Origin of the sequence: Allobosea sp. RAF48 (assembly GCF_052114025.1) — a bacterium.
Lineage (GTDB): Bacteria > Pseudomonadota > Alphaproteobacteria > Rhizobiales > Beijerinckiaceae > Allobosea.
The window spans coordinates 161,990-188,910 of sequence record NZ_JBFRDZ010000003.1 but is presented as its reverse complement, the minus strand read 5'-3'; the positions used below and the strand labels follow the sequence as shown (position 1 = coordinate 188,910).

The window sequence follows — 26,921 nt, the reverse complement described above, 5'->3', positions numbered from 1 at the left end:
CCGAGCTCGTTAACGACCGCGAGCTTATGGTTAACGCGCTGTTAACCATCTCCGGCTGAGGTACGGCTATCGCGTCGAACGAGGGCCGGCATGAGCAAACACGTTGCAGTGCTGATGGGGGGATGGTCCGTTGAACGGGGGGTCAGCCTCAACAGCGGTGCGGCCTGCGCGCGGGCCCTGGAAGGGCAGGGCTTGCGCGTCACCCGCATCGACGTGCAGCGCGACATCGCCGAGGTGCTGGCGAAGCTGAAGCCGGACGTCGCCTTCAATGCCCTGCATGGGCGCTTCGGCGAGGACGGCACCATCCAGGGCGTTCTGGAGATCCTGCGCATTCCCTACACCCATTCGGGCGTGCTCGCTTCGGCGCTCGCGATCCGCAAGGACCGGGCGAAGACGGTGGTCAAGGCGGCGGGCGTTCCCGTCGCCGACGGCGTCAACGTTTCCCGCTTTGCCGCGGCGAAAAGCCATGTCCTGCCGCCGCCCTATGTGCTCAAGCCGATCGACGAAGGCTCCTCCGTCGGCGTCGTGATCGTGAAGAAGGGCAGGCAGCATCCGCCGCAGGAAATCGCCCGGCCGGACTGGCCCTGCGGCGAGATGATGCTGGCCGAGACCTTCATCGCCGGGCGTGAGCTGACCTGCGCCGTGATGGGCGAGCGGGTGCTCGGCGTGACCGAGATCAAGGCCGCGACCGGCGACTTCTACGACTACGATGCGAAGTACGCGAAAGGCGGCTCGATCCACATCTGTCCGGCTCAAATTTTACCGAAAATTTACCAGCAGATCGAAGAGTGTGCGTTAACGGCGCATCAAGCAATCGGATGCCGGGGCGTCAGCCGATCTGACTTCCGCTACGACGACGAGACCGACACGCTCGTCTGGCTGGAGGTCAATACGCAGCCCGGGATGACCGAAACCAGCCTGGTGCCCGAACTGGCTGCCCATGCGGGGCTGAATTTCGGTGAGCTCGTCAAATGGATGGTGGCGGACGCCTCCCTCGATCGGTGAAAGCGATGACGGCGAAACCCGTTTCAGCGCAGCGACGTAGCCCGGCCACGGTGCCGGCTGCACGCCTGCCGGTCCGGCACAGCGGGCCGCAGCTGCTCGTCGGCGAGCGGCAGGGCCGCTGGATGCGCCGCACGCGCCGCAGCGCCATCGCGGTGCCGCTGTCGCAGCGCGTGCCGAGCAGCCTCGGCACCTGGCTCGCCCTCGGCTTCCTGACGCTCAGCCTCGGCGCCGGCTTCGTCATGGGCGGTCACTGGCAGAACCTCCAGGACAATTACGGCGAGCCGCGCCACATGCTGGCCCGCGTGCTCGGCTTCGGCATTGACCGCGTCACCATCTCCGGCCTGTCGGGGCTCTCGGAGCAGGAGGTGCTGGTCGCAGCCGGCATCGATTCGAAGACCTCGCTGGTGTTCTTCGACGCCGACGAAGCCCGCAAGCAGCTGGAAGCGACGCCGCTGATTCGCGAGGCGGCGGTGCGCAAGCTCTATCCGGGCGAAGTCTCGATCGCGCTGACCGAGCGCGATCCCTATGCGCTGTGGCAGGTTAAGGGGGAGCTTTTCGTGATCGCGGCCGACGGCACGGTGATCGACAAGATGGATGACGGCCGCTTCGCCTATCTGCCGCTGGTCGTCGGCAAGGATGCCAACAACCGCGCTGGCGAATATCTGGCGCTGCGCAACCAGGCGGGTCCCTTCGCCCAGCATATTCGCGCCGCGACCCTGATCTCCGGGCGCCGCTGGAACCTCAAGCTCGACAACGGCATGGATGTGCGCCTGCCGGAAACCAAGCCGGAAGCGGCGCTGCAGCGCCTCGTCTCGCTGGAAAGCGATTTCCGCGTCCTCGAGAAGGACGTGCTCGCCATCGATCTGCGCCAGCCGGACCGGGTGGTGATGCGCCTCTCCGAGGAAGCGGCCGCCGCCCGCGCCGACCAGTTGAAGAGCAAGTCCAAGAAGAAGGGAGGCGAGGCATGAACCACGTCACCTCCCAGGGTCTGACACCTCGCATGCGTCCGCTGTCGTCGCGCAAGAGCGCGACCTTGTCGATTCTCGACATCGGCACGAGCAAGGTCGTCTGCCTGATCGCCGAATTGAACCCGGCCGAGGCCAATGAGCGGCTGCGTGGGCGCACCCATGTCGCCCGCATCATCGGCATTGGCCATCAGCGCTCGCTCGGCCTCAAGGGCGGCGCGATCATCGATCTCGAAAGCGCCGAGCGCGCGATTCGTGCCTCGGTCGACGCGGCCGAGCGCATGGCCAAGGTCGAGGTGCAGTCGGTCATCGTCAACCTGACCGGCGGGCGCATCGGCTCGCAGCATTACGCCGCGAGCGTCGATCTGCGCTCGGGCTCGGTCGGCGACAGCGACGTCAAGCGCGTGCTCGCGACCGCCGCGACCCATGCGATCCGCCCCGGCAAGGCCGTGCTCCACGCCTTGCCGACGGGCTATGCGCTCGACGGCGTGCCGGGCGTGCTCGATCCGCGCGGGCTGATCGGCGGCAAGCTCTCGGTCGACATGCATGTCGTCGCCAGCGAGGCGGCGGCAGCGCGCAACGTCATGCTGGCGGTCGAGCGCTGCCATCTCGAGGTCGAGGCCGTGGTGGCGACGCCCTACGCCTCCGGCCTCTCCGTTCTGGTCGATGACGAGGCCGAGATGGGCGTCGTCGTGGTCGATCTCGGCGGCGGCACCACCAGCCTCGGCGTCTTCTCCGGCGGACATCTCGTCCATGCCGACGCGATCGCGGTGGGCGGCAACCACATCACGATGGACGTGGCGCGCGGCCTTTCCACCCGCGTCTCGGCGGCGGAGCGGCTGAAGACGCTGCACGGCTCCTGCATCTCCAGCGCTTCCGACGAGCGCGACATGATCGCCGTGCCGCAGGTCGACGACGACGAGCGCGACATGCCGAACCATCTCGCCAAGTCGCATCTCGTGCGGATCATCAAGCCGCGCGTCGAAGAGATTCTCGAATTGGTGCGCGACCGGCTGACCAATGCCGGCTTCTCGGCCCAGGCCGGGCGGCGCGTCGTCCTCACCGGCGGCGCCTGCCAGCTTACCGGCCTGCCGGAAGTGGCGCGCCGCGTGCTCGGCGGGCAGGTCCGTACCGGCCGTCCCCTCGGGATCAAGGGTCTGCCGGAAGCGGGCAAGGGCCCGGCCTTCTCGGCGGCGGTCGGCCTGCTGGTCTACCCGCAGGTCGCCCATGTCGAGCACTTCGAACCGCGTTCTGCCGGTGCGCGCTACTTCGCGACCGGAACGGATGGCTACTTCTCGCGCGTCGGGCGGTGGCTGAAGGACAGTTTCTAGTGAGTTCGGCTCGTTCGAAGGGGCGAGCCACGGCGTCAAACGTAGTAATCGGGACGGCTCCCGCCAGGCGCCGGACACAGGATCAAAAGAGGCAACCATGGCGATGAATCTGCAAGCCCCGGACATCCGGGAACTGAAGCCCCGGATCACGGTCTTCGGCGTCGGCGGAGCCGGCGGCAATGCCGTCAACAACATGATCGAGGCCGGCCTCGACGGGGTCGATTTCGTCTGTGCCAACACCGATGCCCAGGCTCTGGCGCTCTCGCGCGCCCCGCGCATCATCCAGATGGGCCTGCAGGTCACCGAGGGCCTCGGCGCCGGCTCGCAGCCGGAAGTCGGGCGTGCGGCGGCCGAGGAAGTGATCGACGAGATCCGTGATCACCTGGCGGGCGCACACATGGTCTTCATCACCGCCGGCATGGGTGGCGGCACCGGCACCGGCGCCGCTCCGGCCATCGCCCGCGTCGCCCGGGACATGGGCATACTGACCGTCGGCGTCGTCACCAAGCCGTTCCAGTTCGAGGGGCAGCGCCGCATGCGCATGGCGGAGGCCGGCATCGGCGAGCTGAACGAAGCGGTCGATACCCTCATCGTCATCCCGAACCAGAACCTGTTCCGCGTCGCCAACGAGACCACCGGCTTCGCCGACGCCTTCGGCATGGCCGACCAGGTGCTTTATTCGGGCGTCGCCTGCATCACCGACCTGATGGTCCGCCCCGGCCTGATCAACCTCGACTTCGCCGACGTGCGCGCCGTCATGCGCGGCATGGGCAAGGCGATGATGGGCACCGGCGAATCGCAGGGCGAGAAGCGCGCGCTGACCGCCGCCCAGGCCGCGATCAACAACCCGCTGCTCGACGACGTCTCGATGAAGGGCGCGCGCGGTCTGCTGATCTCGATCACCGGCGGGCGCGACATGAAGCTCTATGAGGTCGACGAGGCCGCCACCCGCATCCGCGAGGAGGTCGATTCCGAGGCCAACATCATCGTCGGCGCCACTTTCGACGAATCGCTCGAGGGCACGGTCCGCGTCTCTGTCGTCGCTACCGGCATCGACAAGCCGATCTCCCAGCATGGCGAGGTCGACGAGACGGAAGCCCGCATCGCCCAGGTCGCCGAACGCCTGAAGCAGGAAGCCCGCCTGCGCAGCAATGCTACCGCCGCTCCCCGTCCCGTCGCCCAGATGGCGCCGGCATCGATCCCGGTGATCGACACCACCCGCCTTGCGCCTGCCGCCGAGCCGGCGCCGATCGCCCCGATCGCGCACGACATCCGGATCGAGCCGGTGCAGCCCCGCCCGGTGATGGTCGCCGCTCCGGCTCCGGAGCCGGTCCACCATGCCGAGCACAACCTGCATCTCGACGACAGCTTCATCCCGCCGATGCCGGAGCGCGCCGTCCGCCCGACCCGCATGCCGCGCGTCGAGGATCTGCCGGTCCCGGGCCAGGCTCAGCTCAACGCCCAGCGCGGCGCCCAGCCGGCGCCGCTGCCGCCGAATGCCGTCGAGCAGAAGCGGATGTCGCTGATGCAGCGGCTGGCCTCGGTCGGATTCGGCCGCAAGGACGAGGAATATGCCGAGCCGGCGCCCGCCCCGGCTCCGGTCCGCCAGGCGCCGCAGGCCCCGGTGCCGCAGGCGGCCGCGCCGAGCGCTGCCCATGCCGAGTATATGCGCCGCCCGGCTCCGCAGCCGGCCTCGCGCCCGGCCCAGGGCCAGCTCGACCCGCATGGCCGAGTCGCGCCGACTCGCACCAGCGAGGAAGACCACCTGGAGATTCCCGCTTTCCTGCGCCGCCAGGCGAACTGAGCTCCAGCCGTTCTTGACGGTTCTGCAACAAATCCCGCCGCGGTCTTCCGCGGCGGGATTTTCGTTGTTAGAAAATCGTTATCTTTCAGCGTGTTATAAACGCCTGTCCGCGGGCTTTCGATTGTAACACAGCGAAAGAAAGCGTGATTTTGAGAGGTTGCCCCCAGAGCTTATGTTGCAGCTGCATCAAGAGGATAGCGCGTTAGGTCTGACCTGACGTCAACCTCGGAAGACATCGTCGGCGTCGGCCACTGCCCAGAGCAGGTTGGGTGCGGTCCGATGATCAGGATTGGATAGCGGAATGAGCTTCGATCGGCAGACGACCTTGCGGGCAGCAGTGACCCTGACCGGGATCGGTGTGCATTCCGGAGCCCCCGCCAGCATCTGCCTGAAGCCTTCCAGCGCGAATTCGGGCGTCGTCTTCCTGCGGACCGGCATCGAGGGCATGCCGCCCCAGCTCATCCACGCCAAGCACAACAAGGTCAGCGCCACCGAGCTCTGCACCGTGATCGGAGACCGCGGCCCCGCCTCGGTCTCGACGATCGAGCATCTGATGTCGGCCTGCGCCGGCCTCGGCCTCGACAATGTCTTGATCGAGATCGACGGCCCCGAAATGCCGATCATGGACGGCAGCGCCACCGCTTTCGTCACCGCGATCCAGACGACCGGGACGGTCACTCTCCACGCGCCGCGCCGCTATCTCAAGGTCCTCCAGCCCGTGCGGATCGAGAACGGCCGCGCCTTCGCCGAGCTGATGCCGGCCGAGCAGGGCTTCCGCCTCGATGTCGAGATCGATTTCGACAGCGCCGTGATCGGCCGCCAGCGCAAGATCTTCGACCTCGACGCAGAGACCTATGCCCGCGAGATCTCGAAGGCCCGCACCTTCGGCTTCATGCGCGATGTCGAGCAGCTCTGGAAGGCCGGCTTCGCGCAGGGCGCCTCGCTCGAAAACACCGTGGCGATTGGCGAAGACAAGGTCATCAATCCCGAGGGGCTGCGCTACAGCGACGAGTTCGTGCGTCACAAGGTGCTCGACGCGATCGGCGACCTCGCGCTTGCCGGCTATCCGATCATCGGTGAGTTCCGCTCCTATTGCGGCGGCCATCGCATGAACGTCCGCATTCTCGAAGCGCTCTTCGCCGACCGCGCCAATTTCGCGATCATCGAGGCCCAGCCGGTTTTCGCCACGCCGCGCGCCGTGAAGATGGCTGCAGCCGCGCCGGCTGCCTACGCGCCGGATCTGCACTGAAAAGTCGCGGCGGCGCTTTTCGCCTTTCCTTCGCCGGGTTTTTGTCCCAGATGCCGCACGGTGGCGGAATCGCGCCCTGACCGGTTTTCGGCAGTGGCGCGGTGGAAGCGTCTGAGGTAAGGCATGCTTCCCGCCAACTGGGACGATCGAAAGAGGACGGACGACGTGAGCGTGAAGCGGCATAGCCTTCCGGCAATCCATCGCGGCCAGTATCCGCGCAAGGGCATCGCCCTGGCGCTGGGCGCCGCCATGCTGCTCGGCGGCTGCGATACGCTGTCGTCGCTCAATCCCTTCGACAAGCCCGAGGTCTACAAGCCGGACCTCACGCCGCCCGAGCCCGCCGACAAGCTCTACAACGAGGGTCTCGCACGCCTGCAGAACGGCGACAGCGAAGGCGCGACCAAGAAGTTCGAGGGTATCGACAAGGCGGCGCCGTTCTCGCCCTACGCACGCAAGGGCCTGCTGATGACGGCCTACACCAATTTCCAGGCCTCGAAGTGGGAAGAGGCGATCACCGCCTCCAAGCGCTTCATCGCCCAGAACCCGGCCAGCCCCGATGCTGCCTACGCGCAGTACATCATGGCAATGTCCTATTATAACCAGATCCCTGACACGACACGCGATCAGGAGCGCACGGTTCAGGCGATCCAGGCTTTCGAGCAGCTCATCGCGAACTACCCGAAGTCGGAATACGTGCTGGACGCCAAGGAGAAGCTCCTGGTGGCGCGCGACCAGCTCGCCGGCAAGGAGATGAACGCCGGGCGCTACTACCTCGAGAAGCGCAACTACACCGGCGCGGTGAACCGCTTCCGCGAGGTGATCATCAAGTACCAGACCACGCGCCATGTCGAGGAGGCGCTGATGCGCCTGACCGAGGCCTATATGGCGATGGGCATCACCAACGAGGCGCAGACCGCCGCGGCCGTGCTCGGCCACAACTTCCCGGACAGCCCCTGGTACAAGGACGCCTACAAGCTGCTGCAGAGCGGCGGCCTGGAGCCGCGCGAGGATCGCGGCTCCTATATCAGCCGTGCCTTCGACGGCTTCCAGCGCACGGTCGGCGGTCTTCTCGGGTTCGGTGGGCGCTGACGAGGCGTCCATGACGGGCCTCGGGCGACGCTGCCGGCACCGGAAACCGAGCTGAGCGCCGATGCTGGCGCAGCTCTCCATTCGCGACATCGTTCTGATCGACCGGCTCGATCTGGGCTTCCGTGAGGGCTTGAGCGTCCTCACGGGCGAGACGGGCGCGGGCAAGTCGATTCTGCTCGACGGTTTCGCGCTTGCGCTCGGCGGGCGCGGCGACGGTTCGCTCGTCCGCCACGGCGAGGCGCAGGGGCAGGTCAGCGCCGTTTTCGATCTGCCGCTCGACCACGCCGCACGCAAGCTGGCCCATGCCCAGGAAATCGACACCGACGGCGACCTGATCCTGCGCCGGGTGCAATATGCCGACGGGCGCACGCGCGCCTTCATCAACGACCAGCCGGTTTCAGTGCAGATCCTGCGCATGGTTGGCGCGGCGATCGTCGAGATCCACGGCCAGCATGACGACCGTGCGCTGACCGATCCGGCGCAGCACCGCGCCATACTCGACGGCTTCGGTGATCTGGAGAGGCAGGCGGAAGCCGTCTCCGAGGCCAGCGAGACGCTGAAACGGGCGCGGCAGGCCCTGCAGTCGCAGCGCATGCGGGTCGAAGCGGCGCGCAAGGAGGCGGATTTTCTGCGCCATGCCGTCGAGGAGCTCGGCAAGCTCGCGCCGCAGCGGGGCGAGGAAGACGCGCTCGCCGCCACCCGCCAGTCGATGATGCAGGCGGAGAAGGTGGCGCGCGACCTCATCGATGCGCATGAGGCGGTCGGCGGGCAGGCATCGCCTGTTGCCACGCTCGCCGCGGTTCTGCGCCGGCTGGAGCGCCGGGCCGGGCAGGCGCCCGGGCTGGTCGATCCGTCGATCGCCGCCCTCAACACCGCCATCGTCGCGCTGGAGGAGGCGGGGGAGACGCTTGCTGCGGCGATGCGCGCCGCCGAATACGACCCGCGCGAGCAGGAGCGGATCGAGGAGCGGCTCTTCGCGTTGCGTGCGGCGGGACGCAAATACGACGTGCCGGTCGATGGGCTGGCGGTCCTGGCTGCCACGATGGCGAGCGACCTCGCGGCGCTCGACGAGAGCGAATCATCCTTGTCGCGACTGGAAGCCGAGCTGAACGAGGCGGAGGGCACTTTCCTCGCGCGGGCGCAGGTCTTATCGGAGGCGCGCAAGGCGGCGGCGGCGCGGCTCGATGCCGCCGTGAAGGCCGAATTGCCGCCGCTCAAGCTGGAGCGGGCGCGTTTCATCACCCGGGTCGAGAGCGATGAGGCCGCGCGTGGGCCAGAGGGCTTCGACCGGGTCGAGTTCTGGGTCGAGACCAATCCGGGCACGCGGCCGGGGCCTATGATGAAAGTCGCCTCGGGCGGCGAGCTCTCGCGCTTCATGCTGGCGCTCAAGGTCGTGCTGGCCGAGCGCGGCTCGGCCCCGACGCTGGTCTTCGACGAGATCGACACGGGCGTCGGCGGCGCCGTCGCAGATGCGATCGGCGAGCGGCTGGCGCGATTGGCCGGACGCGTGCAGGTGATCTCGGTCACCCATGCGCCGCAGGTCGCGGCCAAGGCCGGTCAGCATTTCCTGATCGCCAAATCGGCGGAAGGCGAAGCCGTGCGGACGGTGACGCGCGTCACAGTGCTGGCCGAGCAGGCGCGGCGCGAGGAGATTGCGCGGATGCTTGCCGGAGCCTCGATCACCGAGGAGGCGCGCGCCGCGGCCGGGCGCCTGCTGGAAGCGGCGGGATTGCGCGGCTGAAGCGAATTCTCTGAAGTCGTCATTCCGGATCTGCGCTTCGCTTGCCCGGAATGACGACGGTTGATGACCTACGCGGCGACCAATTCGTAGCCCGCGCCCTTCTTGACCACCCGCCGGAAGCCCTCAACATGGCCGCCGCAAACCAACCAGTTCTCATGCGCGGCGCGTTCCAGGATGCCGCGGCGGGAGGCTAGCGCAGTCGCAGCGTCGAGATCGTAGACGAAGCCGATATCCGGTTCCAAGGCCTGGAGGTCGGAGAGATGCAGCGCATCGCCCCAGAGCAGCAGGCTCTCGTTCTCGCCTTCGATCAGATAGCCGCTATGGCCGAAGGTGTGGCCGGGCAGGGGGAGCAAGCTGATGCCGGGCCGCGCCTCGCCGGCCGGAACGGAGCGGATGCGACCGGCATAGAGCTTCTTCAGCGTTGCCGTGATGGCGAAAGCGCCGTGCTTCTTCTCCGGCACCCGTGCGCGATTGGCCTCGTCGCCATAGAAGCCGAAATCGGCCTCGGGCACGATGATCTCGGCATTCGGGAAGCGGGCTGCATCGCCGTCGAACAGGCCGAGCGCGTGGTCGCCATGAAGATGCGTGATCAGCACGCGGGCGACATCCTCTGGTGTAATCCCGGCGGCGGCCATGGCCTCAGGGGCATGGCCCATCGCGGCGCCCCAGGAGGGGCCGGTGCCAGCATCGATCAGCGTGATGCCATCCGATCCCTTCAGCGCGAAGCAGTTCACGACGATGTTGATCTTCGGCTTGCCCCAACGCGCCAGCGCCTCGTCGCGAGCGGCCGCGCCGTCGGCGTGGATCAGCACATCGAGCGGGGCCTCGAAGACGCCGTCATGCAGGATCGATATCTCGTAGGCGCCGATGCGGCGGGACTGCAGGACCATGGCTGTTCTCCGCTGCGGCATCTTGCACGTTCGGTGAAGCTGGGAAGCTAGTGGGCCCGCCGCCTTGCCGGCAAGGCGCGTCCGGCCCGGCCCGGCCCTGCGCAGGGCGCGGGAATGCCGCATTTCCTTTTGTGTCGCTTTGCTTTATGAGCTGCTGTCATCCGATGGTGCAGCTGCCCGTTAGATCGCCATGCGTCCTGCTGGACGCCCCTGGGGGCGACCTAATTATTTGTTTTGGCATCGGATTTTCTGAGAAGTGAGACCCACTTTTCGGTCCGATTACCAAATGCCGCCTGAACCCATCGCCACGCTTCGCGCCGTTAATTCATCTTACGCCGCAAACCTTTAGGCCCTTATCGCATGTCCTTTTCCCTCACGAGCCCGCCGCTCGCGCGCGCGCTCGCCGATCGCAATTACTCCGACCCGACGCCGGTGCAGAGCGCCGTGATCGAAGAGGCCGCCCGCGGGCGCGACCTCTTGGTCTCATCGCAGACCGGCTCCGGCAAGACCATCGCCTACGGTCTCGCGATCGGCGAGACCCTGCTGGGCACCGCCGAGAAGCTCGGCCCCGCCGCCGAGCCGCTTGCTCTCATCATCGCGCCGACGCGCGAGCTTGCCTTGCAGGTGCAGCGCGAGCTCGCCTGGCTCTATGCTCAGACCGGTGCGCGGGTGATCTCCTGCGTCGGCGGCATGGACCCGCGCCGCGAGGCGATGCTGCTCGACGAGGGCGCCCATATCGTCGTCGGTACGCCCGGCCGCCTGCGCGATCATATCGAGCGCCGCCGCCTCGACGTCTCCGCTCTGAAGGCTGTCGTGCTCGACGAGGCCGATGAGATGCTTGATCTCGGCTTCCGCGACGATCTCGAATACATCCTGAAGACCACGCCGGCGGAGCGCCGCAGCCTGCTGTTCTCGGCGACCTTCCCGAAGGCGATCGTCCAGCTCGCGCAGAGCTACCAGCGCGATGCGCTGCGCATCGAGGTCGAAGCGACCCGCCGCGGCCATGCCGACATCGCCTACAAGGCCGTGCGCGTCTTCCCGAAGGAAGCCGAGCTCGCGGTCGTCAACCTGCTGCGCTTCCATAATGCGCCGGTGGCGCTGGTCTTCTGCAACACCCGCAATGCGGTGCGCCATCTCGAGGCGATCCTGCTGGAGCGCGGCTTCACTTCGGTCGCGCTGTCCGGCGAACTCGGCCAGAACGAGCGCAATGCGGCGCTCCAGGCGCTGCGCGACGGACGCGCGCGGGTTTGCGTCGCGACCGATGTTGCGGCGCGCGGCATCGACCTGCCGGGACTCGACCTCGTCATCCATGCCGAATTGCCTAATGATTCCGAGGTGATGCAGCATCGCTCGGGCCGCACCGGCCGCGCCGGCAACAAGGGCACGAGCGTCCTGCTGGTGCCGCAGTCGCGTCGGCGCAAGGCCGAGCGCCTGCTGATGGAAGGCAAGGTCGAGGCCGAGTGGATCGGCCCGCCGACGCCGGAGGAGATCCGCGCGCTCGATCAGGAGCGCCTGCTGGCCGACCCGATGCTCAGTGGCGAGACCGGCGAAGACGATGTCGGCATGATCGAGGCGCTGATGGCCGGCCGCGAGGCGCGCGACATCGCTGCGGCGCTGGTCAGGCTCTATCGGGCGCGGCTGCCGGCGGCCGAAGAGGTCGGCGATCCCGGCTTCGGCCGAGACGAGCGCCGTCCGGTTCGTTCGAACGAGGACTATGCCGCCAAGCGTCGGCCCTTCGGCGCGGGGCGCGACGAAGGCGAGGATGGCGAGCGGCCGCGCAAGCCGGCAGGGCCACGCGGGGATACCGTCTGGTTCCGGCTCGACATCGGTCGCAAGCAGGGCGCCGATCCGCGCCAGGTGCTGCCGATGCTGTGCCGGCGCGGCCGGATCACGCGCGACGAGGTCGGCGCGATCCGCATCTTTGATCGTGAGACCAAGGTCGAGATCGATGCCGAGGTGGCCGAGCGCTTCTACGAATCCGTGCGCATCCCCGATCGCGACAAGATCGTGATCGAGATGGCGGAAGCGGACGAGCGGCGTCCGGCGAAATCCTTCGCCGACAAGGCCGAGCGTCCGGCCGCGCCGCGGAAGAGCTGGGGCGATGATAAGGTGGCTGGCGAGTACAGGCCGCAGCGGCCACGCTTCGAGCCCCGGGACGCGAATCAACGCGCGCCGCGGGGAGAGGACCGCCAGCCCTATCGCGCCGACAGCAGGCCCGCGCGCGACGACGCGCGTCCGCCGCGCCGCGACGACGGCAAGCCCGGTGGTGGCGGCTTCAAGAAGCCCTATGCTGGGAAGGGCAAGCCTTTCGCTGGCAAGCCAGAGGGCGGGCGCCCGGCCGGCGGCAAGCCGTTCGGCAAGGGCAAGCCGCGCGGCGGCCCTCGCGGCTGAGCTTCAGCCTTTACACAAAGCGCCGTCAGCCCGGACAAGCTGCGCAGCAGCGCCGATCCGGGATCGATCGTAGAGCTCTGCGCTCTATGATGGATCCCGGGTCAAGCCCGGGATGACGGCGCTATTTCTTTGAAGATCGGTGCGCTTCAAGCCGTCGCCCGTTGGGTGGGCGCTTCCGGTCCCCCGCCTCAGCGCAGGCCGAGGAAGGAGAGAATGGCGAGGACGACGACGACGAGGCCGACGATATAAATGATGTTGTTCATGAAAAACCCCCTGACTAAATGGAGCCGTCAGGCTCGATCTGGCAGGGAGTGAACCCCTTTTGGGGGCAAAAAGTTCCCGTATCGACAGGAGCGCGCGCCCGTGGCGCGCTCGACCCCAGGCCGGCCGGTCAGCCCACGACCTTGCGATAGAGATGCCAGGTGGCGTGGCCGAGAACCGGCATGACCACGACCAGCCCGACCAGCACCGGCAGGCAACCGAGCACCAGAAGCCCGGTCACGATCAGGCCCCAATACATCATCACGCGCGGATTGGCCTCGACGGCGGCGATCGAGGTGCGGATCGCCGTGGGCGCATCGACATGCCGGTCGATGATCAGCGGGAACGACACCACCGAGATCGCGAAGGCGGCGATCGCGAAGAGCAGCCCGAGCGAGTTGCCGATGACGATCATGATCCAGCCATCGGCCGTGGTGAAGACGGCACGCAGGAAATCTGCGGTCGAGACGTCGGCCGGCAGGCCGAGGATCCCGCGATAGAGGAACCAGGCGCTGAACAGCCAGGCGAGGAAGAGCCCGGTCAGCATCGCGCCCAAAAGGACGGTCTGCCCGATCGACGGCGAGCGCAGCACTTCGAGTGCGTGGGACCAGGACGAGTCGAGCCCCTTCTCGCGGCGGCGGCTCACCTCATAGAGCCCGATTGCGGCGAAGGGGCCGATCAGCGCGAAGCCGCTGAGCAGCGGGAAGAGCAGGGGGAAGATGTTGTAGCTCACGGTGAGCTGCGCCAGCAGGATGCCGGCGATGGGATAGATCACGGCGATGAAGACGAGATGGCTCGGTTGCGCCATGAAGTCTTCCCAGCCGCGCTGCAGCGCCTCGCGCAAATCCCTCGTGGTGATGGTCTTGATGCGCGGCTGCGAGAGCGTGACGATGTCATGTACGGTGCCGTCAACATTGGCCATGGCGAGCCTCCCGGTTCCGGCCCGGTTCACCACGGCTGTCGACGTGTCCTTGGCGTCAACGGCCGATGGCGTCGAGCTTCCAATTCCCAGCGCCTAAACTATACGCGCGAAAGCCGGATTTGTCGCAAGGCATCTCGCGGATGTGAGGATTGGCCCCCCGAGCCCTCATCCAGAGGAGCCGCGCCTGCGGCGTCTCGAAGGATGTTCCAGGCGGTCCGGAGCCATCTGGAGCATCCTTCGAGACGTAGGCCGATGGCCTGCTCCTCAGGATGAGGGCCGCGGGGCTGGAGCGGCGCGAGGCAGCGGTTCCTGCCCTTCCTCGTCACCGCCATCTCGCCTAATGCTGTGCCATGAGCGACTCCGACGACACCGCCCTCTCCGAAACGCCCGTTGCCGAGCTGACGCCGCGCAAGGCGAAGGCCGAGCACGAGCAGCTCGCAGCGCAGGTGCAGGCCGCGAACGACGCCTATTTCCAGGACGATCAGCCGATCATGGACGACGCGGCCTATGACGCGAAGCGTCGGCGTCTGGTCGCGCTCGAGGAGGCTTTTCCAGGGCTGAAGGAAACCGGCGGCGTCAGCGGCAAGGTCGGCGCCAAGCCTTCAGGCAAATTCGCCAAGATCCGGCACCGTGTGCCGATGCTCTCGCTCGACAACGCCTTCTCTGATGAGGCCGTGGCCGAGTTCGCGGGCCGGGTCTACCGTTTCCTCGGCCGCAGGGAAGAGGAGGGCGGCATCGCCTTCACCGCCGAGCCGAAGATCGACGGCCTATCGCTCTCGCTACGCTACGAGAAGGGCGAGCTGGTTTCGGCTGCGACGCGCGGCGATGGCGAGGAGGGCGAGGACGTCACCCTCAATGCCCGCACCATCTCCGAAATCCCCGGAACGCTCGCCGGACCGGATGTGCCTGAGATCGCCGAAGTGCGCGGCGAGGTCTATCTCGGTCATGCCGATTTTGCGGGGATCAACGAACGCCAGCGCGAGAAGGGGCAGCCCGAATTCGCCAATCCGCGCAATGCCGCGGCAGGCTCGCTGCGCCAGCTCGACGTTAGCGTCACGGCCTCGCGGCCCCTGCGGTTTTTTGCCTATGCCTGGGGCGAGATGCCGGTGTTGCCGGCGCCGACGCAGATGGGCGTGGTCGAGGCGTTCAAACGCTGGGGTTTCCGCACGAACCCGCTGATGAAGCGCTGCGAGAGCGTGGAGGAGCTGATCGCGCGGTACCGGCTGATCGAGAGCCAGCGCGCGACGCTCGGCTACGATATCGACGGCGTGGTCTACAAGGTCGACGATCTCGCGCTGCAGGCCAGGCTCGGCTTCGTCTCGCGGGCGCCGCGCTGGGCGATCGCGCACAAATTCCCGGCGGAACTCGCGACAACCGTTCTCGAAGCGATCGACATCCAGGTGGGCCGCACCGGCGCGCTCTCGCCGGTGGCGCGGCTGAAGCCGGTGACGGTCGGCGGTGTCGTCGTGACCAATGCGACGCTGCACAACGAGGACTATATCCGCGGTTTCGATTCCAAGGGTTTGCCGATCCGCGACGGCACCGACATTCGCGTCGGCGACACGGTGACGGTGAAGCGGGCGGGGGACGTCATCCCGCGCGTCGAGGCGGTTGATCTGTCGATGCGGCCGGCGGATTCGAAACCCTATGAGTTTCCGACGCTCTGTCCGGCCTGCGGCAGCCATGCGACGCGGGAGCTCAATCCGCGCACCGGCAAGGAAGATGCGGTGCGTCGCTGCACGGGCGGCCTGATCTGCCCGGCGCAGGCCGTCGAGCGGCTGAAGCATTTCGTCTCGCGTGATGCGATGGATATCGACGGGCTCGGCGACAAGCAGATCGAGTTCTTTCACAGCGATCCTGAACTGCCTGTGAAGGAGCCCGCCGACATCTTCACGCTGGCCGAGCGCGATGCGGCCAATCTCAAGAAGCTCAAGGACAAGGAAGGCTTCGGCGCCGTCAGCGCGAAGAAGCTGTTCGACGCGATCGAGGATCGGCGCCGGCCGCCGCTCAACCGCTTCATCTTCGGGCTCGGCATCCGCCATATCGGCGAGACGACCGCGCGGCTGCTGGCGCGGCATTACGGTTCGTTCGAGGCGCTGCGGGCAGCCGGCATCGCGGCTGCCGACGAGGCCTCGCCCGAGCGCCAGGAGCTCGACGCCATCGATAGCGTCGGCCCCACAGTGGTCGAGGCGCTGATCGAGTTCTTCGGCGAGCCGCATAACGAGGAATTGCTCGACCGCCTGCTGGCGCAGGTCTGGCCTCAGCCGCTGGAGGCGGTGGCCTCGGCGAGCCCAGTCGCCGGCAAGGTCGTGGTGTTCACCGGCGCGCTGGAGCGGATGACCCGCGACGAGGCCAAGGCGATGGCCGAGCGGCTCGGCGCCAAGGTCGCGGGCTCGGTGTCGTCGAAGACCGACCTGCTCGTGGCCGGACCGGGGGCGGGCTCCAAGCTCAAGGACGCTGCGAAGCACGGCGTCGAAGTGATCGACGAGGCCGGCTGGTTCGATCTGGTGGGTGGAAGCGCCGGGACCTGAGCGCGGAACCCATGACCGCAACGGTTGCCGTCATGGTCGGGCTTGTCCCGACCATCCACGTCTTCGTGGTCGAGGGTCGTGTTCAAGACGTGGATGCTCGCCACAAGGGCGAGCATGACGACAACTGGGTCGCCTGTCAGCTACTCCGCCGCTTCCGCCGGCGGCGTGAACATCGCGGCCGGCTGCGCCTCGCCCGCCGCCCGCACCTGGCCCGGTGCCGTGCCGGTGATGCGCTTGAAGGCGCGGCTGAAGGAAGCCTCTGACTCGTAGCCGAGGCGCTGCGCGACCACCGCGATCCGCAGCTTGTCGCGGGCGAGCCATTGCCGGGCCTGATGCATCCTGACCTGCGCGACATAGCGGGCCGGAGTCTCGCCGACGACCTCGGCGAAGCGCTCGGCGAAACCCGAACGGGAAGCGCCCATCAGCTCGGCGAGGCTCTCGACCGTCCAGTCCGCCTCGGGATGGGCGTGGATGGCCGCCAGCACCTTGCCGATTGTTGGGCAGCGCGCGGCTGCGACCCAGCCCTTGGCGGCGCCGCAGCCGCGTTCGACCCACGCGCGGATGATCGCCGCGGCCAGCACATCGGCGAGGCGGGCGAGGATGCCGCCCGCACCGACCCGGTCCATCGCGACCTCGCGGCCCATCGCCTCCAGCAGATGCGGGATGCCCGGCTCGTTGGCGATGAAATCGCTCATCCGCATCAGGTCAGGCATCAACCGCAGCAGCGGGTGGTCGAGATCGACATTGAAGGTCATGCGGCCGGTGAAGAGCAGCATATGCTCGCCGGTGCCGCCGCCCTCGACATCGAAGATATTGCCATAGGTTTCGCGCACCCGGCAGTCGCAGGGCGGGGAGGCGACGACCTCTGGCGAACTCGCCAGGACATGGCCGCCGCCGCGTGGCAGCAGCACGGCGTCGCCATCGGCGAGTTCCAGCCATTCGCCGGCCTGCGTCTTCAGCCAGCAGCGGCCGCGCGAAATGAAGTGGAAATAGGCTTCATTGGTCGGGGGGAAGGCGACGCCCCAGGGCGCGGCCAACTGGCAGCGGCTGTAGTCGACGCCGTCGAGTCTCAGGCCCCGGAGCATCTCTGTCAGGTGGTCGGCGGAAGCGGTCATGGCAATCCTGGACGAACGGTCATGAGATGCGGATGATATAGCATGGAAACTCCACGAGGCCACGCCCATCTTCCGGCGACTTCATGGAGACCCCCATGTCAGATTCCCTATCTGCCACTGCACTTGAATTCGACGACACCGCCGAGGATGCGCGCGAAAAGCCGGCTTGGCCCGCTGTCGTCTCATTGACCTTCGGCGTCTTCGGCCTCGTTACCGCCGAGTTCCTGCCCGCCAGCCTGTTGACCCCGATGGCCGCCGATGTCGGCGTTTCCGTCGGAGCCGCCGGGCAGGCCGTCACCGCAACGGCGGTCGTCGGCGCCATCGCCGGCCTCGCCGCCGCCATCGTGACGCGCGGCATCGACCGGCGCCTCGTGATCTGGTCGCTGACCGGGCTGCTGATCGTTTCCAGCGCGCTCGCCGCAGTCGCCACCAATCTGCCGACGCTGCTTTTCGCGCGTGTCCTGCTCGGCATCGGGCTCGGGGCCTTCTGGTCGATGGTGGCGGCGACCGCGATGCGGCTCGTGCCGCCGAGCGCCCTGCCCAAGGCGATGTCCCTGATCTTCACCGGCGTTTCGGTTGCGACGGTGAGCGCGGCGCCGATCGGCGCCTATGTCGGCAACCTCTGGGGCTGGCGCGTCGTGTTCTGGCTCTCGGCTCTGATCGGCGTGGCGACGCTCGTCATCCAGATGGCGGTGCTGCCGCGGCTGCCGGCGCGCGGCTCGCCCGACATCCGCACGCTCTTCCGGTTGCTCGGCCAGCCCAGCATCGCGCTCGTCCTGGCCGGCATCGTCGTGGTGATCTCCGGGCACTTCGCCGGTTTCACCTATGTGCGACCGTTCCTGGAGCAGATCCCCAAGCTTTCGGTCGAGGCGATCTCGCTCGTCCTGCTGGCCTATGGTGTCGGCGGCTTCTTCGGAAACTTCCTGGGCGGGGCGATCACGGCCCGCAGCGCCAAGGCCTCGGTGATCTTCGGCGCCTTCGCGATCGCGCTGATGGGGGTGAGCCTGCTGTTCGCCGGCGCCTCGCCGATCGCCTCGGCGGTCGCTGTCGGTCTCTGGGGCTTCGCCTTCGGCGCGCTGCCGGTGGGCTTCCAGACCTGGCTGGTGCGCGTCGCACCGGAAGAGGAGGCCGAATCTGCCGGCGGCCTGCTCGTTGCGGCTTTCCAGGTCGCGATTGCGAGTGGCGCCATCTTCGGCGGGCTCCTGGTCGACGGTTTCGGCACGCTCGGTGTGATCGCCTATGCCACCGTCGCGACCCTGGTCGGCGGGCTCGGCGTGCTGCTGCTCGGCGCGAAGAGCCCCGAGCGGGTCGGTGCCGGCAGCGCCTCCCACGCCATCTGAGATCGCTGTTCGAGCATCTGAGCCCTCATCCTGAGGAGCAAGCCGACGGCTTGCGTCTCGAAGGATGCTTCAGAGGGTTCCGGAGACATCTGGATCGCCCTTCGAGACGGCCCTTCGGGCCTCCTCAGGACGAGGGCTCGAAAAGGTGCTCCGGCCGAACCGTGAATCCCATCGCCGGGCAACGAAACACATCGGGCGCGTGATGCGCCCGATCACTTTTCTTCAAGACAGCAGCGCCGCGAGAGCGTTTATGCTCGCGCCATGGAAGCAGTCACACAAGGCGAGACATTTGGCCTCGAACCGCTCGTCGCCGGCGAGCGGGCGAAGCTGTTTCCGGCCGAGCGCTTCAACGGGCTGGATTGCCTCGCCGCGACCTTCCGCCGCCATGCCTACGCGCCGCATCAGCATGAAAGCTATGTGATCGGCATCATCGAGGCCGGCTGCGAGACCTTCCGGATCCGGGGCGAGCGCCATTACGCACGCCCGAGCCAGATCGCCTTCGTCAATCCGCTCGAGACCCATGACGGGGAGCCCTACGGGCGGGGCTACAGCTACCGGATGACCTATCCGGAGGTCGGGCTGATCCGCGAGGTCGCGGCCTCGCTCAGCGGCCGGGACAGTGTCGGCACGCCGTTCTTTCCGCAGCCGCTGGTCGAGGACCCCGATGGGGCTGCGCTGTTCGCCTCCGCGCATCATGCCATCGAGGACGGCGAGGATCTGCTGGCCAGCGAGGAGATGCTTCTGCGCTTCTATGCGCTCTGCCTGGCGCGCCATGCCGATCTCTCGGTCCGCCCCGTCGGAGCCGAGGCCGGCCCCGTCGCCAGGGCGCGCGAACTGTTCGAGGCGCGCTACGAAGAGGATCTGTCGCTCGCCGATCTCGCCCGGCTCACCGGCCTGCCGCGCCATCACCTGATCCGTGCCTTCCGGCAGGAGACGGGGCTGACGCCCCATGCCTATCTGGTCGATGTCCGCGTGCGGCGCGCCCGCGAGCGGCTGCGACGCGGCGAGATGCCCGGCGATGTCGCTGCGGCGACCGGCTTCTGCGACCAGCCGCATCTGACCCGCGCCTTCAAGGCCCGCTTCGGTGTGACGCCCGGCGCCTTCCGCGCGGCGCATCTCGGCTGAGCGCCCTTCCGAAAGAACCCAACCATGTCCACGATGCGTGACGACATCAGGCGCGGCCTGAACGATATCTGGCCGGCTGCGGTGGCTGCGGCGCCGATCGGCCTGCTCTTCGGCGCGGTGGCCGCCAGCAAGGGGCTGTCGCCGCTGGAGGTGTTCCTTATGAGCACCATGGTCTTCGCCGGCGGGGCGCAATTTGCAGCGGTGGAGCTGTGGACGACGCCGGCGCCTGTCGCGGCGCTGGTCTTCTCGACGCTGCTGATCAATGCCCGCCATGTCCTGATGGGGGCATCGCTCGCGCCCAAGCTCGAGGGCTTCAGCCGCTGGCAGAAATTCCTCGGCCTCTACTACATGGCCGACGAGAACTGGGCGCTGGCCGAGAAGCGCTCCCGCACCCACCGGCTCACGCCGGCCTACTGGTTCGCGATGGTCATCCCCTTCGTGCTGGGCTGGCTCGTCAACTCGACGCTGGGGGCGACCATCGGCGCCGTGCTGGGCGATCCGAAGCGGCTGGGCGCCGATTTCGCCTTCACGGCACTCTTCATCGCGCTGGTCGCGGCCTTCTGGAAGGGACGGGTGACGTTCTGGACGGTGGCGGCGGCGGGCATCGCCTCGGCCGTGACCTATCGCCTTGCCGGGCCGCCCTGGCATGTCGCGGCGGGCGCCCTTTGCGGTTTGCTGGCGGCCTGGCTCGCGGCCGGCGCGGAGGAGCTTCCGATGACGAAGGAGGTCGAGGCGTGAGCGTCGATCCGATCAACCTTCTCGCCTTCCTCGGCATGGCGATCGTGACCTATGCGACGCGCGTCGCCGGGCTCGCGCTCGCCGGACGGCTTAATCTGTCACCCCGCGCGCAAGCCGCCTTCGATGCGATCCCGCCCGCCGTGCTTGTCGCCGTCATCGCGCCGAGCGCGCTCGCCACCGGCTGGGCCGAGACGGCAGCGGCGGCGATTGCGGCATTGGCCGCGACGCGGCTGCCGCTGCTGGGTGTGGTGGCCGTCGGCGTGGTAGCGGTGGTGGCGTTCCGGATGGTGATGTGAGCTGCCGTCATGCTCGGGCTCGACCCGAGCATCTCATGACCAGAGGCTGCGGTTTCGCCCCTTTTCCGGCAGGAGATTCACGGGTCGAAGCTGCGCTTCGCCCGAGATTGACGCCGGGTCACAACGGCCGGCAGGCCTTCTCCAGCCATTCCTCGGCCCCGCCCGTGACCAGCGGGCTGAGCTTCTGCCAGACCGTGGCGTGATAGGCGTCGATCCAGGCGATCTCGCCGGCATCGAGCAGTGCCGTGTCGATCAGCGCCCGCTCATAGGGGCACCAGGTGATGGTCTCGAAGCCGTAGATCGTGCGCTCGGCACCGGGGATCGCGCGCTCCTCGACGACGATCAGGTTCTCGATGCGGATGCCGTATTCACCCTGCTTGTAGTAGCCGGGCTCGTTGGAGAGGATCATACCCGGCTCCAGCGGCGTGATGCCGAGCTTGGACAGGCGCTGCGGCCCCTCATGCACCGAGAGATAGCTGCCGACGCCGTGGCCGGTGCCGTGGTCGAAGTCGAAGCCGCCCTGCCAGAGCGGCAGCCGGGCGAAGGCGTCGAGCTGCGCGCCGGAGGTTCCCTTGACGAAGACCAGCCGCGAGATCGCGACATGGCCCTTGAGCACCCGGGTGTACCGGTCGCGCATCTCGGCCGTGGGCTCGCCGATGACGATGGTGCGGGTGATGTCGGTGGTGCCGTCCTCGTACTGGCCGCCTGAATCGACCAGGAAGATGCCCGGCTCCAGCCGGCGGTTGGTCGCCTCGCTGACGCGGTAATGCGGGAGGGCGGCGTTGGGGCCTGCGCCAGCGATCGTGGTGAAGGAGACGTCCTTCAGCAGCCCGGTCCTGAGACGTTCGGCTTCGAGCGCTGCGACGGCGTCGATCTCGGTGAGATCGCCCTTCGGCGCCTCGCGCGCGAGCCAGGCGAGATAGTTCGTCATCGCCGCGCCGTCACGCAGATGGGCCGTGCGGGTGCCCTTGAGTTCGGCAGCGTTCTTGCGCGCCTTCATCAGCGCGATCGGGTCGGTGCCGGCGTCGGGCGTGCCGCCGGCATCGCGGATCAGCGTCGCCAGGGCCGCCGCGGCGGTCGTCGCGTCGAGGCGGACCTTGGCCTTGGCCGCACCGAGCTTCTTGAGCTGGTTTTCGAGCTCGGCCGGGGGTGCGATCTCGCCGACCGCGCCGATCGCGTCGCCGGCCTCGTTGGTGATCTTCTCGGGCGCGAGGAACACGGTCGGGCGCCCCTCCCGTGGGACGATGGCGTAGCCGAGCGGCAAGGGCGTGTGCTCGACATCGCCGCCGCGGATGTTGAAGACCCAGGCCAGAGCATGCGGATCGGAGACGACGAGCGCGTCGACCTTGGCCTCGGCAAGCGCCTTCTGGATGCGGGCGAGCTTGGAGACGCTGTCCTCCCCAGCAAAGGCGGCCGGATGCGCCTTGACGGGCGCGGTCGGCGGTGCCGGGCGGTCGCTCCATAGCGCGTCGATCGGGTTGGTCTTGACCGCGACGAGGCTGCCGCCGGCTGCGGCCGCCGCCTTTTCGAGGCGGGCGAGGCCATCGACCGTATGCAGCCAGGGATCGTAGCCGAGCTTGCCCCCAGCCGGCAGGTTCTGCTCGACCCAGCGCTCCAGCGGCGTCTGCTCCATGCGCACGGGCGTGACGACCTTGGTGTCGGTCTGCTCGGCCGATTGGATGGTGTAGCGGCCATCGACGACCAGAGCGGCCTTGTCAGCCAGCACGACGGCGTTCCCGGCCGAACCGGTGAAGCCGGTCAGCCAGGCGAGGCGGGCCATATGCGCCGGGACATATTCGCCCTGATGCTCGTCGGCGCGCGGGATGACGAAGCCGTCGAGACCTTGCGCCGTGAGCGCCATGCGCAGCGCAGCGACGCGGCCGGCAACCAGCCTTGGGTCGCTGGGCTCGGAGAAGGACTGGAAGCGGCAGGTCGGTAGGGTCGATTCGGTCATGGCGGGGTCCGGCTCAGATGGTCGTGCGTGCTGTCGAACGACCACGGCGATCTATGTAATTGTTATCGCGTCGAATTTCTCCGAAAGGCGGATTCCACTTTTCGGTCCGATGCTATGGTGTGCCCATCGTCGCGCTCCATCGGCGAAAGCGCCAGTGCAAATGCGCCGGCGGGCGATGCCTGTTCCGTGGGATCGCGCTGCCTTACAGGCCGGCATTGTGCTGTTTGGTTATGCAATATACGCAAACATTAACGGATATTGGCGTCTTGCATGCGTTTTTCGCATATCTCGCATATGCGAACATATCTTCTCGCATGTGCGAAATGATCCCACTTTAGTCGCATAAGAGAACGAGGAAGCGACCGGGACTGTCCTTCGTTTTTCGGAGATAGACCCATGACCTATGTGTTGAACAACGCCGACGTGCTGCCCGTAGCAGTGGTGGCCGAAACCAGGGCCAGCAAAGCCGACAAGCCGAGCGTGATGCAGCGCCTCTATGCCGCGCTGATCGAAAGCCGCAAACGCTCCGCCGCTCGCGAACTGCGTGCCCGCAACCTCCTCGTCAACGAGGCCGAGATCGTGCTGGGCGGCTACCCGTCCGCGACGCTGTCGAGCGACGTCTCGCTGCCCTTCAACCGCTGAGTTTCCGGCCGCTGCGGCCAGCCCGCGCGCCGATAGCACACAGGACCCGAACCATGATCACCATCATCAAGCATATCGTCGAGCAGATCGTCGACGCTGCGAAGTTCACCGCCGCCGTCTGGCACGATGCTCGTAGCCTCCAGGCCGAGGCCGCGCGCGAGTACGGCCATATTGGCGAGTAACAACCTCGCGCTTCTAGCGGCATCGGCCTATCAGGCCCGATGCTCTGGCGCCGGAGGTCAGGCAGGGCGGCGGAGCCTCGGGGCTGCGCCGCCTTTTTTCATGACCAGGGTCGCCCAGCCCTCGCGCAGCGACTGGCTGACGAGATAGATGCCGTGGTGCCGGTAGGCCGAGACCACCCCGGCGACATCCATGGCGAGCAGGCCGGACAGGATGAGTGTCCCGTCCCGCGAGAGCACGCGCGCGATCGAGGGCGCGAGCTGCCTCAGGGGCCCCGCGAGGATATTGGCGAAGACGAGGTCGAAACGGCCGGGCCGGTTCGCCTTGGCGTGGCGCAGGCCCGGCGCGACATAGAGATCGAGCGCATTGGGCGCGTGGTTGAGGCGGGCGTTGTGAGCGGAGACCTCGACCGCGATCGCGTCGATATCGCCGGCGACGACCTTGCGCTTGATCTGCTTGGCCAGAGCCAGTGCCAGGATGCCTGTGCCGGTGCCGACGTCGAGCCCGTGGCGCGGACGCCGCTTCTTCAGCTCGGCGTGCAGCGCCAGCAGGCAGCCCGAGGTGGTGCCGTGATGGCCGGTGCCGAAAGCGAGCGCCGCCTCGATCTCGATGGCGACGTCGTTGACCCGCACGACATCCCGGTCATGCGCACCGTGGACGATGACGCGGCCGGCGCGCACGGGCTTCAGCCCGTCGAGGCTGGTCGCGACCCAATCCCGCGTGTTGACGGTGGTGAAGGGCGTGGTGTCGACGAGATCGCCGATGATCGGGCGCAGCAGGTCGCGCACCGCCTCCTCGTCCGGGTGCTGGGCGAAGTAGATCTCGACCTTCCAGGGCGCATTCAGCGAAAGCGTGGTGACGCCTTCCTCGATCTCGAAAGCCGAAATTGCGGTCTCGGTCGGGTCGAAGATCTCGCCGAGCAATTCGGTCAGGGCCCGGGCCTTCTCGCCCGAGGTGGAGAGTTCGAAGACGGTCGCGACCGTCGCTGGCAGGAGGCCTTCGCGCATGCGGTGGCATTAGCAGGGCGGGGCGGGGTTGTCATGCGGTGCAGCGCAGCCGTCATGGCCCGGCTTGACCCGGCCATCTCCGAAACAAGCGCCTTCCCGTCCTGAGATTCTCGGGTCGCCGCCGAGCGGCGCGCGAGAATGACGCGGGCATCACGCGTGCTGGGCGTTCAACGCGGCGAAGACATTGGCGAAATTGCCCGTGGCCTCGGCATAGCGCAGCGGCTTGCAGCGCTCGACGATGACCTCCGCGGCGTCGGGCCCGGTTTCGAGGATCGTCATGACCTCGGCGATGAAGTCGGCGAGCGGCATGGCGGCGGGGTCGACGGCCTGCTGTGCCCCCATCAACTCGGTCTGGACATAGGGCGGGGCGATCTCGATGACCCCGACAGACGTATCCTTCAGCTGCTCGCGCAGGCCGATCGACCAGGAATGGATTGCGGCTTTGGTCGCGCTGTAGGTCGGCGTCACCGCCAGGGGCACGAAGGCGAGGCCGGAGGAGACGGTCAGGACCGTGGCGCTTGGCTGCTTCAACAGATGCGGCAGCAGTGCGGTCGTCAGGCGGATTGGGCCGAGCAGGTTGGTCGTGACTGTCTCTTCGGCGATGGCGAGATTGTCAGCGGCTGGGACATTCTCGGGCTTCATGATGCCGGCGTTGTTGATGATGGCGTTGAGCTTCGGGAAGCGCTCGACGGCCTGGCGGGCGAAGGCTTCGATATCGGCCTTGTCCTGAATGTCGAGCAGCATCGAAGCCATGCCCGGATTGGCGGCGGTGACCTCGTCGAGCACGGCTTCGCGACGCCCGGCGATGATGACCTGGTTGCCCTTCGCGTGCAGCGCCTCGGCCAGCGCTCGGCCGATGCCGGAGCCGCCGCCGGTAATCAGGATGGTGTTGCCGGAAATGTTCATCGCAAGTCCCTTTCGTGGTTGCGTGACACCAGTTGGCATCGTTACTCTTCAATGGAAAGAAGGCGCCGAAAGGTTCCATACATACCAAAAGGAGAGCGTCGATGCAGGCGATCCGAACCGCGATGGCGGCGATGCATGCGCGCAGCGAAGCGATCCCTCCGGTGAGCCCCGCGGTGGAGTCGCTGGTGCGGCAGGTGATCGCTCAGGTCGCGGACAAATGGACGATGCTGGTTCTGGAGGCGCTCGAGGAGCATGGCACGCTGCGCTTCACAGAGGTCGGCCGCATGGTCGGCGGCATCAGCCAGAAGATGCTGACCAAGACGCTGCGGGAAATGGAGCGAGACGGGCTGGTTGTCCGCACCGTCCATCCGGTGATCCCGCCCCATGTCGATTATACGCTGACCGAGCTCGGCCGCGAGCTCAGCGCCGCCTTCTGCGGCGTCTGGGTCTGGGCCGAGACCTACTATCCGCAAGTCTCGGCGGCGCGGAAGGCGTTCCGCGAGCGGGAAGGCGGCGCCTGATCATTCGTTCGCAGACGCGCAGCCCTCATCCTGAGGAGCAAGCCATCGGCTTGCGTCTCGAAGGATGGTCCAGGAGGCTCCAGAGACATCTGGAACATCCTTCGAGACACCGCTCACGCGGCTTCTCAGGATGAGGGTTCGAATCTACAAGGGACTCCGAGCGCTCAGAGGTCTTTCGTCAGGTAGATCCGGGTCGCGCCCGGCGGCTTCGGGGCGATCTCGCCGAAGACCTGCCAGCCGAGCTTCTTGTAGAATTCCGGCGCCTGGAAGCTGATGGTATAGAGCACAGCCTTGCTGCAGCCGCGCCGCCGGCCTTCCTCCTCCGCCATGGCGAGGATGCGGCTGCCGACGCCGGAGCCGCGCAGGCTCTTCGGCAGATAGACGGTGTCGATGAAGAGCAGGCCGAGCGAGGTGCGCCCCGCGAGCCCGCCGATCGGCTCGCCGGTCTCCGGATCATCGACGCGGATCGTCAGCGTCTGGCGATCATTCCGACCGATCTTCTCGTCGTTGTAGCTTCGCAGGCCGTTATGGAGGACGTCGCGAAGAGCATCGTCCTCGGCGTCGGTCAGCGCGATCTGGGGAGTCATATCGGTCGTTTCGTCAAAGAGTCGGCGGCGTAGGCGCCGCTTCTACTCCGCTGCCGGCTGGAGCGATACATCCGACGCCGGGATAAGGGCGATCGCGTGCCGAGCCATCTCGGCTGCTGTCTCGGCATCGGCCTTCAATTCGCTAGGGGTCCGGGCTCGGGGCGCTGCCCCGCCCTGCGCTTCGATCCAGACCGCGACGGCCTCCGGTGCATTGAGCAGGGCTTCATCCAACGTATCGCCGGCCGCGAAGCAGCCGGGCAGATCGGGAAACCAGACGCCGACGGCATGGTCGGGGCCTGCATCCTCGATGATGGCGACGTAGTGGGTCATG

General features: G+C 67.4%; 24 protein-coding genes. 16 read left to right on the top strand and 8 right to left on the bottom strand.

The window, feature by feature from the left end; genetic code table 11:
• Window positions 1-90: 90 nt before the first annotated feature.
• From AB4Z10_RS07110 to recN, 7 genes are all read left to right on the top strand, one after another.
• The gene (locus AB4Z10_RS07110) at window positions 91-1,005 is read left to right on the top strand and encodes a D-alanine--D-alanine ligase (protein WP_441469687.1); all 915 of its coding nucleotides are present in this window, start codon (window positions 91-93) and stop codon (window positions 1,003-1,005) included.
• Complete coding sequence (locus AB4Z10_RS07105; RefSeq protein ID WP_441469686.1) at window positions 972-1,973, top strand: cell division protein FtsQ/DivIB; 1,002 nt, start codon at window positions 972-974, stop codon at window positions 1,971-1,973. Before AB4Z10_RS07110 ends, AB4Z10_RS07105 begins: the two co-directional genes overlap by 34 nt.
• A complete protein-coding gene (ftsA, locus tag AB4Z10_RS07100; protein ID WP_441469685.1) occupies window positions 1,970-3,301 on the top strand; it encodes a cell division protein FtsA in 1,332 nt (443 codons plus the stop codon). The genes AB4Z10_RS07105 and ftsA overlap by 4 nt, the downstream gene beginning before the upstream one ends.
• A 97-nt stretch (window positions 3,302-3,398) precedes the next feature.
• Entirely contained in the window at window positions 3,399-5,105 is a 1,707-nt protein-coding gene (gene ftsZ, locus AB4Z10_RS07095) for a cell division protein FtsZ (protein ID WP_441469684.1), read from the top strand.
• Window positions 5,106-5,406: 301 nt separating this feature from the next.
• A complete protein-coding gene (gene lpxC, locus AB4Z10_RS07090) occupies window positions 5,407-6,354 on the top strand; it encodes a UDP-3-O-acyl-N-acetylglucosamine deacetylase (protein WP_441469683.1) in 948 nt (315 codons plus the stop codon).
• Between the two features lie 165 nt (window positions 6,355-6,519).
• Window positions 6,520-7,443 (top strand): outer membrane protein assembly factor BamD, encoded by a 924-nt coding sequence (locus AB4Z10_RS07085; protein ID WP_441469682.1) that lies wholly within the window; start codon window positions 6,520-6,522, stop codon window positions 7,441-7,443.
• Between the two features lie 61 nt (window positions 7,444-7,504).
• The gene (gene recN / locus AB4Z10_RS07080; protein ID WP_441469681.1) at window positions 7,505-9,184 is read left to right on the top strand and encodes a DNA repair protein RecN; all 1,680 of its coding nucleotides are present in this window, start codon (window positions 7,505-7,507) and stop codon (window positions 9,182-9,184) included.
• 68 nt (window positions 9,185-9,252) lie between these two features.
• Here recN and aidB read toward each other — a convergent pair whose 3' ends face one another.
• Window positions 9,253-10,074, bottom strand: a complete 822-nt coding sequence (aidB, locus tag AB4Z10_RS07075) for an AidB family quorum-quenching N-acyl homoserine lactonase (RefSeq protein ID WP_441469680.1) — start codon at window positions 10,072-10,074, stop codon at window positions 9,253-9,255.
• 360 nt (window positions 10,075-10,434) lie between these two features.
• On the opposite strand from aidB, the gene AB4Z10_RS07070 reads away from it, so the two are divergent.
• The gene (locus AB4Z10_RS07070; RefSeq protein WP_441469679.1) at window positions 10,435-12,465 is read left to right on the top strand and encodes a DEAD/DEAH box helicase; all 2,031 of its coding nucleotides are present in this window, start codon (window positions 10,435-10,437) and stop codon (window positions 12,463-12,465) included.
• A 391-nt stretch (window positions 12,466-12,856) separates the two neighbouring features.
• On the opposite strand, the gene AB4Z10_RS07065 is transcribed toward AB4Z10_RS07070, so the two are convergent.
• A complete protein-coding gene (locus AB4Z10_RS07065; RefSeq protein WP_441469678.1) occupies window positions 12,857-13,648 on the bottom strand; it encodes a DUF2189 domain-containing protein in 792 nt (263 codons plus the stop codon).
• A gap of 350 nt (window positions 13,649-13,998) precedes the next feature.
• On the opposite strand from AB4Z10_RS07065, the gene ligA reads away from it, so the two are divergent.
• Entirely contained in the window at window positions 13,999-16,179 is a 2,181-nt protein-coding gene (ligA, locus tag AB4Z10_RS07060; RefSeq protein ID WP_441469677.1) for an NAD-dependent DNA ligase LigA, read from the top strand.
• Window positions 16,180-16,319: 140 nt separating this feature from the next.
• Here ligA and AB4Z10_RS07055 read toward each other — a convergent pair whose 3' ends face one another.
• Complete coding sequence (locus AB4Z10_RS07055) at window positions 16,320-17,294, bottom strand: AraC family transcriptional regulator (RefSeq protein WP_441469676.1); 975 nt, start codon at window positions 17,292-17,294, stop codon at window positions 16,320-16,322.
• 95 nt (window positions 17,295-17,389) lie between these two features.
• Here AB4Z10_RS07055 and AB4Z10_RS07050 point away from each other — a divergent pair, with 95 nt between their 5' ends.
• From AB4Z10_RS07050 to AB4Z10_RS07035, 4 genes are all read left to right on the top strand, one after another.
• Complete coding sequence (locus tag AB4Z10_RS07050; RefSeq protein WP_441469675.1) at window positions 17,390-18,634, top strand: MFS transporter; 1,245 nt, start codon at window positions 17,390-17,392, stop codon at window positions 18,632-18,634.
• Window positions 18,635-18,895: 261 nt separating this feature from the next.
• Window positions 18,896-19,759, top strand: coding sequence for an AraC family ligand binding domain-containing protein (locus tag AB4Z10_RS07045; RefSeq protein ID WP_441469674.1), 864 nt, complete (start codon window positions 18,896-18,898; stop codon window positions 19,757-19,759).
• A 24-nt stretch (window positions 19,760-19,783) separates the two neighbouring features.
• Complete coding sequence (locus tag AB4Z10_RS07040) at window positions 19,784-20,497, top strand: AzlC family ABC transporter permease (protein ID WP_441469673.1); 714 nt, start codon at window positions 19,784-19,786, stop codon at window positions 20,495-20,497.
• A complete protein-coding gene (locus AB4Z10_RS07035) occupies window positions 20,494-20,793 on the top strand; it encodes an AzlD family protein (RefSeq protein WP_149133317.1) in 300 nt (99 codons plus the stop codon). Before AB4Z10_RS07040 ends, AB4Z10_RS07035 begins: the two co-directional genes overlap by 4 nt.
• Before the next feature lie 118 nt (window positions 20,794-20,911).
• Here the strand turns inward: AB4Z10_RS07035 and AB4Z10_RS07030 are convergent, their stop codons facing one another.
• Window positions 20,912-22,747, bottom strand: a complete 1,836-nt coding sequence (locus AB4Z10_RS07030) for an aminopeptidase P family protein (RefSeq protein ID WP_441469672.1) — start codon at window positions 22,745-22,747, stop codon at window positions 20,912-20,914.
• Between the two features lie 396 nt (window positions 22,748-23,143).
• Between AB4Z10_RS07030 and AB4Z10_RS07025 the strand changes: the two genes are divergently transcribed.
• Complete coding sequence (locus AB4Z10_RS07025) at window positions 23,144-23,389, top strand: hypothetical protein (protein ID WP_441469671.1); 246 nt, start codon at window positions 23,144-23,146, stop codon at window positions 23,387-23,389.
• A gap of 53 nt (window positions 23,390-23,442) precedes the next feature.
• A complete protein-coding gene (locus tag AB4Z10_RS07020) occupies window positions 23,443-23,571 on the top strand; it encodes a hypothetical protein (protein WP_441469670.1) in 129 nt (42 codons plus the stop codon).
• A 57-nt stretch (window positions 23,572-23,628) separates the two neighbouring features.
• Here the strand turns inward: AB4Z10_RS07020 and AB4Z10_RS07015 are convergent, their stop codons facing one another.
• A complete protein-coding gene (locus tag AB4Z10_RS07015) occupies window positions 23,629-24,576 on the bottom strand; it encodes a 50S ribosomal protein L11 methyltransferase (RefSeq protein ID WP_441469669.1) in 948 nt (315 codons plus the stop codon).
• 150 nt (window positions 24,577-24,726) lie between these two features.
• On the bottom strand, window positions 24,727-25,482 hold the full coding sequence (locus AB4Z10_RS07010; RefSeq protein WP_441469668.1) for an SDR family oxidoreductase: 756 nt from the start codon (window positions 25,480-25,482) through the stop codon (window positions 24,727-24,729).
• Between the two features lie 101 nt (window positions 25,483-25,583).
• Between AB4Z10_RS07010 and AB4Z10_RS07005 the strand changes: the two genes are divergently transcribed.
• Complete coding sequence (locus tag AB4Z10_RS07005) at window positions 25,584-26,003, top strand: winged helix-turn-helix transcriptional regulator (RefSeq protein WP_441469667.1); 420 nt, start codon at window positions 25,584-25,586, stop codon at window positions 26,001-26,003.
• Window positions 26,004-26,167: 164 nt separating this feature from the next.
• Here AB4Z10_RS07005 and AB4Z10_RS07000 read toward each other — a convergent pair whose 3' ends face one another.
• Window positions 26,168-26,590, bottom strand: a complete 423-nt coding sequence (locus AB4Z10_RS07000) for a GNAT family N-acetyltransferase (RefSeq protein WP_441469666.1) — start codon at window positions 26,588-26,590, stop codon at window positions 26,168-26,170.
• Between the two features lie 42 nt (window positions 26,591-26,632).
• A complete protein-coding gene (locus AB4Z10_RS06995) occupies window positions 26,633-26,920 on the bottom strand; it encodes a type II toxin-antitoxin system HicB family antitoxin (RefSeq protein ID WP_441469665.1) in 288 nt (95 codons plus the stop codon).
• Window position 26,921: the final 1 nt, after the last annotated feature.

Bases quoted from the DNA above. Each gene is read 5' to 3' on its own strand.
- AB4Z10_RS07110 (WP_441469687.1), top strand. From the start codon at position 91: ATGAGCAAACACGTTGCAGTGCTGATGGGGGGATGGTCCGTTGAACGG.
- AB4Z10_RS07105 (WP_441469686.1), top strand. From the start codon at position 972: ATGGATGGTGGCGGACGCCTCCCTCGATCGGTGAAAGCGATGACGGCG.
- ftsA (WP_441469685.1), top strand. From the start codon at position 1,970: ATGAACCACGTCACCTCCCAGGGTCTGACACCTCGCATGCGTCCGCTG.
- ftsZ (WP_441469684.1), top strand. From the start codon at position 3,399: ATGGCGATGAATCTGCAAGCCCCGGACATCCGGGAACTGAAGCCCCGG.
- lpxC (WP_441469683.1), top strand. From the start codon at position 5,407: ATGAGCTTCGATCGGCAGACGACCTTGCGGGCAGCAGTGACCCTGACC.
- recN (WP_441469681.1), top strand. From the start codon at position 7,505: ATGCTGGCGCAGCTCTCCATTCGCGACATCGTTCTGATCGACCGGCTC.
- aidB (WP_441469680.1), bottom strand. From the start codon at position 10,074: ATGGTCCTGCAGTCCCGCCGCATCGGCGCCTACGAGATATCGATCCTG.
- AB4Z10_RS07070 (WP_441469679.1), top strand. From the start codon at position 10,435: ATGTCCTTTTCCCTCACGAGCCCGCCGCTCGCGCGCGCGCTCGCCGAT.
- AB4Z10_RS07065 (WP_441469678.1), bottom strand. From the start codon at position 13,648: ATGGCCAATGTTGACGGCACCGTACATGACATCGTCACGCTCTCGCAG.
- ligA (WP_441469677.1), top strand. From the start codon at position 13,999: ATGAGCGACTCCGACGACACCGCCCTCTCCGAAACGCCCGTTGCCGAG.
- AB4Z10_RS07055 (WP_441469676.1), bottom strand. From the start codon at position 17,294: ATGACCGCTTCCGCCGACCACCTGACAGAGATGCTCCGGGGCCTGAGA.
- AB4Z10_RS07050 (WP_441469675.1), top strand. From the start codon at position 17,390: ATGTCAGATTCCCTATCTGCCACTGCACTTGAATTCGACGACACCGCC.
- AB4Z10_RS07045 (WP_441469674.1), top strand. From the start codon at position 18,896: ATGGAAGCAGTCACACAAGGCGAGACATTTGGCCTCGAACCGCTCGTC.
- AB4Z10_RS07040 (WP_441469673.1), top strand. From the start codon at position 19,784: ATGTCCACGATGCGTGACGACATCAGGCGCGGCCTGAACGATATCTGG.
- AB4Z10_RS07030 (WP_441469672.1), bottom strand. From the start codon at position 22,747: ATGACCGAATCGACCCTACCGACCTGCCGCTTCCAGTCCTTCTCCGAG.
- AB4Z10_RS07025 (WP_441469671.1), top strand. From the start codon at position 23,144: ATGACCTATGTGTTGAACAACGCCGACGTGCTGCCCGTAGCAGTGGTG.
- AB4Z10_RS07020 (WP_441469670.1), top strand. From the start codon at position 23,443: ATGATCACCATCATCAAGCATATCGTCGAGCAGATCGTCGACGCTGCG.
- AB4Z10_RS07015 (WP_441469669.1), bottom strand. From the start codon at position 24,576: ATGCGCGAAGGCCTCCTGCCAGCGACGGTCGCGACCGTCTTCGAACTC.
- AB4Z10_RS07010 (WP_441469668.1), bottom strand. From the start codon at position 25,482: ATGAACATTTCCGGCAACACCATCCTGATTACCGGCGGCGGCTCCGGC.
- AB4Z10_RS07005 (WP_441469667.1), top strand. From the start codon at position 25,584: ATGCAGGCGATCCGAACCGCGATGGCGGCGATGCATGCGCGCAGCGAA.
- AB4Z10_RS07000 (WP_441469666.1), bottom strand. From the start codon at position 26,590: ATGACTCCCCAGATCGCGCTGACCGACGCCGAGGACGATGCTCTTCGC.
- AB4Z10_RS06995 (WP_441469665.1), bottom strand. From the start codon at position 26,920: ATGACCCACTACGTCGCCATCATCGAGGATGCAGGCCCCGACCATGCC.